Genomic DNA, 12128 nt, shown 5'->3' on the forward strand with positions numbered 1-12128 from the left:
CAAATGACCATCATGCAGCATACAGGCGTAGGATCAGATCCGCAAGCGATTTATAATCGCATTCAGCAACGCGAAATAGAGCAGCTTGCTCAAATGGCTATTCAGCAGAAAATAGCTCCTATTCATACCCTAGCCGCATTGGATTTGCTCCAAAACGAAATCCAAATCTTTTTGGGACAGAATTGGCTTTCGCTATTTATTGCGGATAATCGCGAAGTTAACTATAGCCTTCTTTTTCAATCCAAAAATAAGGCAAAAACAAGTGAGAACGAATCACGTAGCTGTAAAGACAAATTCTTTAAAGAATGTATCCTTTCCGCTGAACCCATCCTGTTCCGAGCCAGCGAAATTTTAAAAGCGGATAAATCTTTTCCGACAAACTTTGTCCACGCCATTCAAGAGGGAAATAAAGCAATTGTATCCAAAGCTTTTCGAGTACATGACCACTATTGGGCGATCTTAAGTCTAGGCTACAAAAGACTGGAAAAGATCGATCCTCAGCTTGAGTATCGCATAAAAAATTTTATCCCACAGCTTGGTATTACTGTCGGCAATATTCTGATGCACGAACGGTCGGCACATGCAGCCTTTACAAAACTGGCCAGTAGCCAAGCGCAGCTCACTGTACAGCCTCAGGGTCTCCAGCAGAACGAGGGTTATGGTCAGAAATCAGAGGCCCCAAAGCGCCAGATGATTGGCGAGAGTGAACTGATACAAGCCATAAAATCGCAGCTCAAAACAGTAGCACGCTCAGAAATGAACCTGCTTATTCAAGGTGAAAGCGGAACTGGCAAAGAAGTTGCAACCCAAATTGTACATCATTTTTCAACCAGATCGGACCGTCCCCTAATAAAAGTCAACTGTGCGGCTATTGCGCCCACATTGATCGAAAGTGAGCTTTTTGGACATGAAAAAGGTAGTTTCAGTGGTGCTGTAAAACGTAAAATCGGCAAGTTCGAACAGGCTCAGGGCGGAACACTTTTTTTGGACGAGATTGGAGATCTTCCGTTAACACTCCAGGCCAAACTTCTCCGTGTGTTACAAGAAAAAGAAATTGAGCGCGTGGGAGGAAATAAAAATATTCCTATCGATGTCCGTATAATCTGTGCCACACACAAGGACTTACAAACCGAAGTTAAGGCCGGCAACTTTCGAGCCGACCTATATTACCGAATCAGCGCATTTCCAGTTACCCTCCCATCCCTTCGTGAACGACGAGAAGATATTCCTCATTTAATCCAGCATTTCCTCCTAAAACATGCCGGAGAAAAACCACCTAAGCAAATCAGTAAAAAGGTTTTGCAACGCCTCCATTTACATTCCTGGCCTGGCAATATTCGCGAACTTGAACATGTTATTGCACGTTCGATTCTATTGACGGAAGATTCAACTATAAAAAAAATCGCACTATTGTCTGACGGTGATTTTGTAGGAGAAAGCAAGGTTCCGGATTTCCGTTTACAAACCTTGGCAAACTTTGAAAAAGAGTATATTCTTTGGGTATTGCACAACTGTAAAGCCCGTATTTCTGGCCCCAATGGGGCGGCGACCATACTCGGTATTCCAGCCACAACGCTTCAATCCAAGATGAAAAAGCTGGGCATTGGCAAGAAGTTTTCTTACTCCAAGGAATAAAACAAAAAAAGCCATTCCCGTTCATGGAAATGGCTTATACAACTATTTAAAAACTATTTTTAGATCAACAGAATCTTATTTTTGGATAAAATCCAAAATATCCTTATTAATGGTCTCCGCTTCTGTAGTAGGCATTCCATGTGGAAAACCGGGATAGGTAATTAAAGTACCATTTTGGACTAACTTAGCCGCTCTTCTACCCGTGATATCAATCGGTACGATCTGATCATCTTCACCATGCAATACTAAGACAGGGATCTCGACTTTTTTAAGTTCTTCTGTAAAATCAGTTTCAGAGAACGCTTTGATACAATCATAATGTGCCTTAATGCCGCCCATCATTCCTTGCCGCCACCAGTTGTCCATCACACCTTGTTGTACATTCGCTCCATCGCGGTTATAGCCATAAAAAGCGAGGGTAAAATCCTGAAAATACTGTTGTCTGCGTGTTGCAGTATTCAATCTTATTTCGTCAAAAACCTCCATTGGTACACCATCGGGGTTTGTAGCACTCTTAGCCATGGTCGGTGTAACCGCACTGATCAATACAGCTTTTGACACCCGAGAAGTACCGTGATTGGTTATGTAGCGAACGACCTCGCCACCACCTGTTGAGTGACCAATATGGATGGCATCTTTTAAATCCAATGCTTCTACCAATTGTGCAATATCCGACGCATAGGTATCCATCTCATTTCCCGTTGCCGTCTGTGTCGAGCGACCATGACCCCGGCGATCGTGTGCGATCACACGGTATCCTTTTTCGAGGAAGTACATCAACTGCGCGTCCCAATCGTCGCTGGATAAAGGCCAACCATGATGAAATACGATCGGTTGTCCTGTTCCCCAGTCCTTGTAATAAATTTCTGTTCCGTCTTGAACTTTGAATGTTGCCATGATGAATAGTTTAAGAATTTTATTGTTTACATGATATGTTAATTGGATTGCAATTCATAGTCCAACAAACATATACAACTGTATTTAAGTATATTAAAAAATTAAAAGTCAATTTAAAAACAACGATATTTCGTTATTTATACAACAGGTTCATTCGTTTTTACGATACGATCTATTATCCTGCAAGAGACTTCTCGTCGTGTGCTCACCTGTGTTTAAATAGTATTCATATATTCAGTTTTCACCTAATATTTGAACCAAATCTTCCGCTCCACCATCAAATTTCTGTCCATTAACAAAAAATGTCGGTGTCCCATTAACGCCGCTAAGCATACCACTTTCAAAATCGCCATCCACGCGATCCTGTAACGCCTCGTCCTGCGAATCAGATTTGAACTTCGACATGTCCAAATCCAGTTGCTCGGCGATATCCAGCAGCAATCTTTCACTCAGCAAGTTTTGGTTTTCAAAAATGGCATCATGCATCTCCCAAAATTTCCCTTGCAGTGCTGCAGCCTCCGCCGCCAGTGCTGCGGGTTTTGCATAGGGGTGCATCTCCGAAAGCGGAAAATTGCGGAATACAAACCTGATCTGGCTTCCCAGTTCGGCCATCATTTCTTTTATAATTGGATGAGCTGCACCACAATGCGGACATTGGTAATCCCCATATTCAAGAATGGTCAGATCGGCCTGGCCATTTCCCAATATATGGTCAGCAGTGCTGACCTTCGGTTTCAATGACATAATTATTTTGATTTAAGATTCTCCAATGCTTCGATGATACCGTCTGCACCCGGATTGACCGCCGTCGGAGACATATAACTCCAAGCAATAACACCCTCCTTATCAATCACGAAAAGTGCGCGCTTGCACTCACCTTCTTCTTCATCGTAAACACCATATTTCTTTGCTACCTCGCCTTTAGCTTCAAAATCGGCTAAAAGTGGAAAATGCAGCTTTCGGGATTGCGCAAAGGCCATATGGCACCATTTGCTGTCAACGGAAATACCCATAACCTCCGCATCATATTTCTTGAAATATTTGAGCATTTCATTATATAAGGCCATCTGATCGCTACATACCGGACTCCAATCTGCCGGATAAAATGCCAATATCACATTATGCCCTTTGAATTCAGATAATTTAATTTTTTGATCCGGTGTCGCATACAAAGTGAAATCTGGTGCAACATCATTTTTTTGTAACATACTAATATCTTTAAAGTGTAAGCAATATTGGCATTCCAGTCCGCCAGTTTAATATTTATAAATAGATCTGTACCACCATAGTATAAAGGTGTGAACAGTTAAATTTGTTTTATTTAGTTTCAGGTTTGATAAAGATCTGACTTTCCGGAAGTCCCTCACGGAATGAATTTCCGAACCAAAAACCATTTTAAGGTGTCTCTCTCATACATCATAAATCATTTATATTAAGAATTCCTTGAAAAGGCAGAAATTATCGTTCAACACAGCCAACTTTAGACTATTTATTTAACCATTTTCGAATCAGCTTAGTATATTCTGGCATGACAACATAGACCATCAAAAACACAATCGTACCAGAAATCAAGAGTGCATCCGAAAAGTGATTGAAGGATAAATTTAAGGCGCGCAATAATGGCACGAGTAACATGGGTATACAAATGGATAATGGATAAATAGCAGACCAAGTGACAAGATATTGTTTCCAGCGAGGAGGGATTTTTGCGCTATTCTCTGGGGCCTCAAAAAGAAAATCCAAACCCGACCGGATCTGATAGTGATCGTGGCGACGAAATAGTGGCTCAACCTTTTCAATCCAGCGCTTTCGCTCCGTCGATTCTAGCCACATTTTGAGATGGTCGACCGTGTCAAAACGAATAATGACCGTATATACAAAAGTCAATTGAGGAATAGGCTTTACGATCTGAAGATCAATAAAACCCTTTGCATGTCTAGTTAATGGCATAATCTCTTCAAGCCATTTTTCATATTCATAGATTTTATCATCCAGAATATGATGTGTGATTACAGCGGAAGCGCCTTGGTTTTCCATAGGATCAGATGAAATTAAAATGCACGTTTGTATTGCCAGGGTATTGCTATTTCCTCTCCGAGTATTTTTGCTGCATGTAAGGCAAAATAAGGATCCCGAAGGTGCTCACGAGCAATTAGTATAAGATCGGCCAAACCGTCGGTAATGATAGCATTGGCCTGCTCAGGTTCATTGATCATTCCTACAGCACCGACTAAAATCCCTGTATGATTTTTGATTGCCTCTGCAAAAGGAACTTGGTACCCCGGGAATACGCGATCTTTGCTTACGTTTGCAAATCCGCCGCCGGAGGCCGTAATCAGATCCACGCCATGTTGTTTCAGTACCTGGGCTAATATCAGGCTATCCTCCAAGGTCCAGGCATCGGCGGTATCAAGATAATCAACTGCAGATATGCGTACCAGCAGCGGCATTCCTTCAGGAATTACCCCTCGTACCAAGTCAACCGTTTCGATAAGGAACCGTATGCGATTAGATAGAGACCCACCATACTCATCCGCTCTTTTGTTAATAACAGCTGAATAAAATTGATGAAATAGATAACCGTGTCCCGCATGCAGCTCAATTGTATCGAATCCAGCACCGACAGCGCGAATTGCTGCTTCGACAAATTGTTGCTTTATTTCAGTGATCTCATCGCGTGTCAATGCCTTAGGAACGACTTGATTGATCATTGTCGCCGAGGATGATTTCAACTGCCATCCCCCTTCTGAAACAGCCAAAGGCAGCATCCGTTCCTTTGGGTGCTTTAGGCTTCCTTTTCCGCCCGCGTGCCATAACTGTATCCCTATTTTAGCGCCCTGTAGATGCACAAAATCTACAATAGCTTTCCAGCTTTCCTGCTGTACCGCATTCCAAATACCGACATCACTTAACGTCGCCATTCCTTGGGGCGAGACAGCAGTACATTCAGTGAGTATCAATCCTGCTCCACCAATCGCGCGGCTGCCCAAGTGGACAAGATGCCAATCTCCTGGTATACCTTCAGTCGCACTATACTGTTGCATAGGCGATACCACAATCCTGTTTTTTAAGGTAAGATCGCGTAGTCTTATTGTTGAAAATAAATTCATACTATTAGTTTTTTGGGTTCTTTTGCTCATAACTGATCTACTATTTTTTTTAAAATTATAGTTGTTAAGCAGGAAACTTTACCATTCATCGAGACGGTCGATCCTTTTTTCTGGGCAATCAGGCTATTGGTTTTCATAACATATTGATTTAATGAAAAAGCGCTATTAGTCTTCCTTCATTTAAAATTACCCAATATTTTTTTTTTGCTGTATAGATTTCGTCGAACCGGCAAATTCAGTCGTTGAAAGGATGATAATCCACGATCTGACTACAAGATCCGTTGATCTGCCTACATCCAAAATCGGTGGATTGGCCATCTTTGTGTCATCAATTTATTTAAAACAGAAACACATGAAATCACAAAAAGTATGGTTTGTCACTGGTGCCTCCAAAGGGCTTGGTCTCAACCTCGTTAAAGAGCTGCTCGCCCAAGATTATTCTGTTGTTGCCACATCACGAACAAAACAGGCGCTGGAAGATGAAATCGGCGATCAGGAAAATTTTCTGCCGCTTGAAGTGGACATTACCGATGACAAAGACGTTGCCCGGGCAGTACTCTCGGCCATTGATTATTTCGGAAAGATTGATGTATTGGTCAACAATGCCGGATATGGTCAGACCGGCACCCTAGAGGAGCTCAGTGATCGGGAAGCACGCCGCAACTTCGAAGTGAATGTCTTTGGATCACTTAATGCCATCAGGCATATCGCCCCCCATATGCGACGCCAACAAGCGGGACATATTTTCAATATAGCATCTATCGGCGGACTCGCAGGAAATTATCCAGCCTTTGGTGTTTATTGCTCCACCAAATTTGCTGTCGCAGGCTTTACCGAAGCCCTCGCTGTCGAAATGGAACCTTTTGGTGTACACACGACCTTGGTGTATCCCGGTTACTTCAGAACTGATTTTTTATCCGAGGGATCCTTACACACCGCAGCCAATCCAATCGCTGCGTACGTCACTGCCCGAGAAAACGAAGCTACCCATCTGCATCAGATCCATGGCAATCAGGCAAACGATCCCCACAAAGCAGCAACCTTATTAATTGAGTTAAGTACGCTCGCACAGCCCCCAGTTCATTTTTTAATGGGCGAAGATGCGTATGAGCTGGCAAAAAATAAGATCAATATGCTTATGACGGAGATCGAAAAATGGAAAAGCTATACAGTATCAACGGGTTTTGAATAATCCCAATAATTGGTTAACTCAGCATAAAAAGCTTCCAAGGAAATCTCACAATAATCAAATTAGAAATTCATTAAATTTACAAGATGGAGAATACATTTCGCTTTCATTCGCTTTCGGAATTCCACAGCTTTTGCGGACTACCTAAGCCCGAACATCCATTGATCAGCTTGGTTGATTATAGTCAAGTACATTACCCCATAAATGATAGCAAATTGAATTGGATACAACATTTTTATTCGATCGGTTTAAAGCGAAATGTAAATGCCCGGTTCAATTATGGACAGCAGCACTATGACTTCGACTCGGGCATACTCACCTTTATCTCGCCCCTACAATTTCTACAAGTGGAGATCAATCAGCAAGTACAGGCACAACCCAGCGGCTGGATCCTGTTGATCCATCCCGATTTTCTCTGGAATAGCGAACTTGCAAAACATATTCACTCGTACGATTTTTTCCAATATCAGGTCAATGAAGCGCTTTTTCTTTCGGACAAAGAAGAAGCCATCATTGTCGATATTCTGCAAAATATAGAAAAAGAGTATCAGTCCAATATCGATAAATTTAGCCGCGAACTCATTATCAAACAGATCGAGCGCTTGCTGATTTACGCCGAACGATTTTACGAACGTCAATTTATCACCCGCAAGCGATCGACCCAAGAGCTGGTCACCAAGTTTGAGCAGTTACTGTCAGCACAGTTTCAGCAACACATACTTGTGGAGCATGGCATACCGACAGTCAGCTTTTTGGCACAGCAACTCAATCTATCGCCAAACTACCTGGGCAGTTTACTGCGTATCTACACACAACAAAACACCCAGCAACATATTCAGCATAAAATGATTGAATATGCCAAATTAAGATTAAGCACGAGCTCCCTCTCCATCAGCGAGATCGCCTATGAACTGGGTTTTGAACATCCACAGTCATTCAGTAAAGTGTTCAAAAAGAATACCCAAAAAAGTCCCGTGGAATTTAGGCAGCAGTTTCAGTAGGTTATTTATCTTTACTCTGCGTAATATCCCGCTACCCCAATACCGATCGTCCAAAAGAACTTTGACTTTTTAAGGTCCTCCAGCAGCATATCCGCATTGTCTTCGTATTCGCCATCGGCTTTGATTTCCTCAATCTCCTCCTGAACATCCTCTTCAGTCATCTGTCTCCAGACGCCCACAGAGCTATTTAAAAATGTATAGCAATATCCCGCTTCGGCATCATCAACCTCACCCTGATTTTTATCCGTTAAGAGATTGACCAGTTCAGCTGCTTCGACCTGAAATGGATTAACACCATACATATTGATTTCAGTTTTTTCTGGATAGGGTCCATTGATGCTTTCTATAAATTCCAATGTTCCCTGATCATTAAAATCAAGTCTCAATTCGAGTTCATCATAATAATATTGGTCGTCCAGCGCATCTGAAGGAGCACCAAGCACACCTTGAACTTCAGCACGGCCCGCACCAAGATTAACTTGACCAATACCTTCAATTTGAATCCCAAAAAGTGGGATTAGTTCGATCTTTTTCATGCGTATTCAGTAAATTACAAAAAGGATACCTGCATAAATAACACGTGAACATCCGCTATCGTTTTATCCAATTATGAACATAGCTATAGCTTTATGCTGACATAAATTTAAACTAATTCCCATTAAATAATTATTAACATTTTCAACTTTTCTTACTATACTAAGCGCACATGATAATTCGCATACTCAGGCAATTATGACTAACTTTATGAATGCATCAAAAATCCACCATTATGCAACAGACACTAGCCACATTAGACAGTTATATCCAAAATCTAAGACCTGAGCTGTATATCGATCTACAGTCCTCGTTATCGGCAGAAGAGTTTAGGGACCTTGAACAGCAATATGATATGGAGATACCTCAGAATCTTAAAGCGCTCTATCGCTGGAAAAATGGGCAACGCACAACAAGTTATGAAGTCTTTGTGAACAATTCGACTTTCATCCCACTAGGAGAAGCGCTGGATACAGCGCAGGAACTGACCAATATGATTGGTATGGACTTTGAAATCGAAAACTGGTGGAATGAGTATTTTTTTAGCCTAGATAACACCGGCGAATATCCCAAACGTTTTAAGGTGGGCTAACAGAAACTCATCGCCCTCATTTTTTTCTCTCGATGAATTTTTGAATTACACTCCTGTCGTTAAACATTACTTTTTTCACATAGTAACCTTTTCCACTAGAAGCCAGAGCTGCCGAATCTGCCGAAATGTAATTACAAAAAAAAGAAATCAGTTCAGGAGAAGCCTCATACACCAAATAATTCAGTCTTAAAGTTTTATTATCTGGATTCAAACATAATTGACATAAGGATTTTTCATGATCAAAAAACTCAATCTCTAGATTCGAGCAATAGTTATGTTTATGCCCTATATCATTCTTTTCAGGTTTGTACCGCTTTAACTTATCTAATTCATCGAGAAGAATGTCCCATTTCGCTAATGGAAAGGTATCATTCTTGGCCGCAAAAAAATCAACCGCATGATGTTTATAAGAATCACTCAAGTATCTTTCTTGACTATACTGTTCATCAACGAATTCTCGACTGAACAAAATCCGTAATTCCTTTTCCCGCTGTTTCTCTTTGGAACCACAGGATAAAAACAGAGGCAACATGCAATAAAGAGTAACAAAAATTAAATAAGTTCTTTGATTCATAATACTATTGGTCTTTACACTAAATCGAAGAAAACAATACATGCTGGTTTCAAATAACCGCATCAACAAGATGCCGACATTATGGAGATGCAAAATTTCATCCAGTTCCACACATTAATAAGTTAAAATCAAAAGATATACTGTTTTTATAAAAGGTAAAATAGGAATTTAAACGAATAGATAATAACTTTGGACAGATAACACACCGTCCATTATACGAATCAGACTTTGATGAAATCGAAGAAAACAAATCCTTGCGATCACTCCTGCCTTATGTGCCGTTATGTCTTACAAGATTGGCTCGGACAGATCGACCTTCATCGGAAGAATATCAAATTAAAAAAAGGTGAACAGTTTATCTCCGAAGGAGAATCCGTTCGGGGAATTTATTTCATCCAGTCGGGACTTGTCAAAGTTCACCGTAATCTCGGGGATAAAGAAATCATTGTACGATTTGCAAAAAAAGGAGATATCGTTGGCCATCGAGGAATCAGTACCGAACAAACTGTCTACCCTATTTCTGCAACAACCCTGGAAGTGTCACAGCTCTGCTTCGTCGAAATGCCGTTCTTCCTATCCACGCTACGCATTAATCCTGAGCTGAGCTACAGGTTGATGTTGTTTTTTGCCGACGAACTACATCTTTCTGAACAAAAGATGACCCGACTGACACAGCTCGCTGTTAAAAATCGCCTTGCCTGGAGCCTATTGTTACTTCACCGTTTTTTCAGCGAGGGACATAAGGATGGATATATTGGGTTATCCCTAAGCAAAAAAGACTTAGCTTCCTACGTAGGCGCTACGTACGAGACCGTATATCGTACGCTGAGCGAACTTATCGAATTAGGAGCCATCATAATGGACAAAAAAGATATTTTTATTAAAAACCTCCAGCTTTTACAGGATCTATCAGAAGAAAACAATGGGGAGTTAAACTAGCTAGAAAAGCCAACGACTCCCCAAATCATATATTCCCTTAAAAATACATCACCTTAAAATTTAAAGCCCATACCGACTCCCAATCTCCATTTACCATCAGCAGCACTCGTTTTTGCGGTATAGAATGCTGGCAGCTGAATGGCAATATGTCGGAATACAGCCGTTAAACCAAATCCCAGAGAGGGCGTGATCCAGGAGTTCTTTGGCTTCCCCGATTCAACCTTATCTTCTTTCAGTTTTAAGCTAGGTAATAGACCAAGCAACAGGCAGCTTTTGGGTGCGAATATGTATTTCACAGCTGGCCCGGTACAATTGAAGTAAACACCCCGATCGACGTAGCCCGCTACCGCAATGCCTTCAAACAAACTGCCTTTTATTATTTTTTCCTGACTATAAATTCTATCGCCAGCAATCAGCAACAAGATTAGCGTCAATAGTTTTTTCATTTGATCCATAAAAATTCAATTTTGTGAAGTTGATACCTTTTCTTTTTGATGATAAGTATAATAGATAGCCATCCCCGTAAATAGCAAACCGCCAACAATGTTTCCAGCGGTTACGATCAGCTGATTACAAAGCCACCAGTCGGAGATCGTCACTTTTGCACCAAACATCATCCCGGCAGGGATCACAAACATGTTAACAACAGCGTGCTCATAACCTAATGCAAAGAATATAAAGATCGGAATACCCGCAGCTAGAATTTTACCAAGGGTAGACTTAGAAGTCATGGACATCACCACGCCCATACAGACCATCCAATTACACAGAATAGCTTTGACAAAAGCCGAAAACAAACCGGCCACACCATGGCTGCTGTATCCAAGGGTTTTCTTTTCACTGATCAGAATTAGGCTCTGTTCGATATTTCCGAGCTGGCTCGACTGCCCGGTCTCTGTGCTAGCCGCCCAGAACAAAATCGCAAAGAGCACACTGCCCAACAAGTTGCCCAGAAAAACCCAGAAAAGATTATTGGCCATCGCCTTAAAATTGATCTTACCTTCAAACCAGGCTAAAGGCACCAGCGAAAAGCTTCCCGTCACCAGCTCCAGACCAAGGATAACGATAATGACAAAACCCACCGGAAAAACAAATGCACCGACTAAGCTCAGTCCCGTCTGGGAAGTCGCCAATAGTGCGAGTGTGACAGAAATTGCCAATAAGGCTCCTGACAATGCTCCCCGTATCAATAGATCTTTGATTGGAAGCGTAGATTTGTAGATTGCGGTATTCATCATTGCACCAGCAACCTCTTTTGGGCTAATATAATCCATGGTATTTTTGTTTTAAAAGGTTTTAGATTCAGTTATTTATTAGCTTAGCTAAGCAGTCATTCCGATAAAAACACTTCCGTTTTCAACCTTCACCGGATACGTTTTAATCGCGCATTCGTCACCCGAAAGACATTCACCTGTGTCCAGGGCAAAGGTTTTTTTATGGAAAGGACAAGCAACTTTAGGCGTCTCACCCAAACAGCCCAACATCCCGCGGCTTAAAATCATCTGCCGTTTGTGCGGACATTCATTCTGCGTGGCATACCACTCATTGCGACGGGCAAAATAAAACAAGGCCACCTGTTCGTTATTCAATTTAAGACAGACTCCGCCGTTTTCAATGGCATCTTCAATCCGGCAAGCCTTCAGCCACTGCATGTCAA

15 protein-coding genes are annotated in these 12128 nt (G+C 41.6%); 5 read left to right on the top strand and 10 right to left on the bottom strand.

Translation table 11 applies throughout. The features are described from left to right. The first annotated feature begins 12 nt into the window (after window positions 1-12). Entirely contained in the window at window positions 13-1635 is a 1623-nt protein-coding gene (locus BGP15_RS16500) for a sigma-54 interaction domain-containing protein (protein WP_286770159.1), read from the top strand. A gap of 75 nt (window positions 1636-1710) precedes the next feature. Here the strand turns inward: BGP15_RS16500 and BGP15_RS16505 are convergent, their stop codons facing one another. The 5 genes from BGP15_RS16505 to BGP15_RS16525 all read right to left on the bottom strand — a co-directional run bounded on the left by BGP15_RS16505 (window position 1711) and on the right by BGP15_RS16525 (window position 5642). Further along, window positions 1711-2532, bottom strand: a complete 822-nt coding sequence (locus tag BGP15_RS16505) for an alpha/beta fold hydrolase (protein ID WP_046674284.1) — start codon at window positions 2530-2532, stop codon at window positions 1711-1713. Window positions 2533-2766: 234 nt separating this feature from the next. Beyond that, window positions 2767-3276: a DsbA family protein gene (locus tag BGP15_RS16510; protein WP_286770160.1), complete on the bottom strand. Its 510-nt coding sequence runs from the start codon at window positions 3274-3276 to the stop codon at window positions 2767-2769. A 2-nt stretch (window positions 3277-3278) separates the two neighbouring features. Then, on the bottom strand, window positions 3279-3740 hold the full coding sequence (locus BGP15_RS16515; protein WP_286770161.1) for a redoxin domain-containing protein: 462 nt from the start codon (window positions 3738-3740) through the stop codon (window positions 3279-3281). A 277-nt stretch (window positions 3741-4017) separates the two neighbouring features. Further along, on the bottom strand, window positions 4018-4569 hold the full coding sequence (locus tag BGP15_RS16520; protein WP_112373438.1) for a putative antibiotic biosynthesis monooxygenase: 552 nt from the start codon (window positions 4567-4569) through the stop codon (window positions 4018-4020). Between the two features lie 14 nt (window positions 4570-4583). Then, window positions 4584-5642 carry an NADH:flavin oxidoreductase/NADH oxidase gene (locus tag BGP15_RS16525; RefSeq protein WP_286770162.1) on the bottom strand — a complete coding sequence of 353 codons (1059 nt, stop codon included), beginning with the start codon at window positions 5640-5642 and terminating at the stop codon, window positions 4584-4586. A 352-nt stretch (window positions 5643-5994) separates the two neighbouring features. Between BGP15_RS16525 and BGP15_RS16530 the strand changes: the two genes are divergently transcribed. After that, window positions 5995-6834: an SDR family NAD(P)-dependent oxidoreductase gene (locus BGP15_RS16530; RefSeq protein ID WP_286770163.1), complete on the top strand. Its 840-nt coding sequence runs from the start codon at window positions 5995-5997 to the stop codon at window positions 6832-6834. An 83-nt stretch (window positions 6835-6917) separates the two neighbouring features. After that, window positions 6918-7832, top strand: coding sequence for a helix-turn-helix domain-containing protein (locus BGP15_RS16535; RefSeq protein ID WP_286770164.1), 915 nt, complete (start codon window positions 6918-6920; stop codon window positions 7830-7832). Window positions 7833-7843: 11 nt separating this feature from the next. Here the strand turns inward: BGP15_RS16535 and BGP15_RS16540 are convergent, their stop codons facing one another. Next, window positions 7844-8368, bottom strand: a complete 525-nt coding sequence (locus BGP15_RS16540; RefSeq protein ID WP_286770165.1) for a hypothetical protein — start codon at window positions 8366-8368, stop codon at window positions 7844-7846. Window positions 8369-8601: 233 nt separating this feature from the next. Here BGP15_RS16540 and BGP15_RS16545 point away from each other — a divergent pair, with 233 nt between their 5' ends. After that, window positions 8602-8958 (top strand): SMI1/KNR4 family protein, encoded by a 357-nt coding sequence (locus BGP15_RS16545; protein WP_286770166.1) that lies wholly within the window; start codon window positions 8602-8604, stop codon window positions 8956-8958. Window positions 8959-8974: 16 nt separating this feature from the next. On the opposite strand, the gene BGP15_RS16550 is transcribed toward BGP15_RS16545, so the two are convergent. Beyond that, window positions 8975-9532: a hypothetical protein gene (locus BGP15_RS16550; RefSeq protein WP_146752970.1), complete on the bottom strand. Its 558-nt coding sequence runs from the start codon at window positions 9530-9532 to the stop codon at window positions 8975-8977. A gap of 231 nt (window positions 9533-9763) precedes the next feature. On the opposite strand from BGP15_RS16550, the gene BGP15_RS16555 reads away from it, so the two are divergent. Beyond that, a complete protein-coding gene (locus BGP15_RS16555) occupies window positions 9764-10471 on the top strand; it encodes a Crp/Fnr family transcriptional regulator (RefSeq protein ID WP_286770167.1) in 708 nt (235 codons plus the stop codon). A 53-nt stretch (window positions 10472-10524) separates the two neighbouring features. On the opposite strand, the gene BGP15_RS16560 is transcribed toward BGP15_RS16555, so the two are convergent. Genes BGP15_RS16560 through nirD form a run of 3 tightly spaced genes read right to left on the bottom strand, consistent with a single transcriptional unit; the run spans window position 10525 to window position 12123 of the window. Then, entirely contained in the window at window positions 10525-10926 is a 402-nt protein-coding gene (locus BGP15_RS16560) for a hypothetical protein (RefSeq protein WP_236560135.1), read from the bottom strand. A 6-nt stretch (window positions 10927-10932) separates the two neighbouring features. Next, the gene (locus tag BGP15_RS16565) at window positions 10933-11745 is read right to left on the bottom strand and encodes a formate/nitrite transporter family protein (protein WP_286770168.1); all 813 of its coding nucleotides are present in this window, start codon (window positions 11743-11745) and stop codon (window positions 10933-10935) included. A 48-nt stretch (window positions 11746-11793) separates the two neighbouring features. Continuing rightward, window positions 11794-12123, bottom strand: coding sequence for a nitrite reductase small subunit NirD (gene nirD, locus BGP15_RS16570; protein WP_286770169.1), 330 nt, complete (start codon window positions 12121-12123; stop codon window positions 11794-11796). Between the last annotated feature and the right edge of the window lie 5 nt (window positions 12124-12128).

It is taken from the genome of Sphingobacterium sp. 40-24 (assembly GCF_001899705.1).
Classification (GTDB): Bacteria; Bacteroidota; Bacteroidia; order Sphingobacteriales; family Sphingobacteriaceae; genus Sphingobacterium; species Sphingobacterium multivorum.

Excerpts from the sequence above, each read along its gene's own strand:
- BGP15_RS16500 (WP_286770159.1), top strand. The coding sequence starts at position 13 with ATGCAGCATACAGGCGTAGGATCAGATCCGCAAGCGATTTATAATCGC.
- BGP15_RS16505 (WP_046674284.1), bottom strand. The coding sequence starts at position 2,532 with ATGGCAACATTCAAAGTTCAAGACGGAACAGAAATTTATTACAAGGAC.
- BGP15_RS16510 (WP_286770160.1), bottom strand. The coding sequence starts at position 3,276 with ATGTCATTGAAACCGAAGGTCAGCACTGCTGACCATATATTGGGAAAT.
- BGP15_RS16515 (WP_286770161.1), bottom strand. The coding sequence starts at position 3,740 with ATGTTACAAAAAAATGATGTTGCACCAGATTTCACTTTGTATGCGACA.
- BGP15_RS16520 (WP_112373438.1), bottom strand. The coding sequence starts at position 4,569 with ATGGAAAACCAAGGCGCTTCCGCTGTAATCACACATCATATTCTGGAT.
- BGP15_RS16525 (WP_286770162.1), bottom strand. The coding sequence starts at position 5,642 with ATGAATTTATTTTCAACAATAAGACTACGCGATCTTACCTTAAAAAAC.
- BGP15_RS16530 (WP_286770163.1), top strand. The coding sequence starts at position 5,995 with ATGAAATCACAAAAAGTATGGTTTGTCACTGGTGCCTCCAAAGGGCTT.
- BGP15_RS16535 (WP_286770164.1), top strand. The coding sequence starts at position 6,918 with ATGGAGAATACATTTCGCTTTCATTCGCTTTCGGAATTCCACAGCTTT.
- BGP15_RS16540 (WP_286770165.1), bottom strand. The coding sequence starts at position 8,368 with ATGAAAAAGATCGAACTAATCCCACTTTTTGGGATTCAAATTGAAGGT.
- BGP15_RS16545 (WP_286770166.1), top strand. The coding sequence starts at position 8,602 with ATGCAACAGACACTAGCCACATTAGACAGTTATATCCAAAATCTAAGA.
- BGP15_RS16550 (WP_146752970.1), bottom strand. The coding sequence starts at position 9,532 with ATGAATCAAAGAACTTATTTAATTTTTGTTACTCTTTATTGCATGTTG.
- BGP15_RS16555 (WP_286770167.1), top strand. The coding sequence starts at position 9,764 with ATGAAATCGAAGAAAACAAATCCTTGCGATCACTCCTGCCTTATGTGC.
- BGP15_RS16560 (WP_236560135.1), bottom strand. The coding sequence starts at position 10,926 with ATGGATCAAATGAAAAAACTATTGACGCTAATCTTGTTGCTGATTGCT.
- BGP15_RS16565 (WP_286770168.1), bottom strand. The coding sequence starts at position 11,745 with ATGGATTATATTAGCCCAAAAGAGGTTGCTGGTGCAATGATGAATACC.
- nirD (WP_286770169.1), bottom strand. The coding sequence starts at position 12,123 with ATGCAGTGGCTGAAGGCTTGCCGGATTGAAGATGCCATTGAAAACGGC.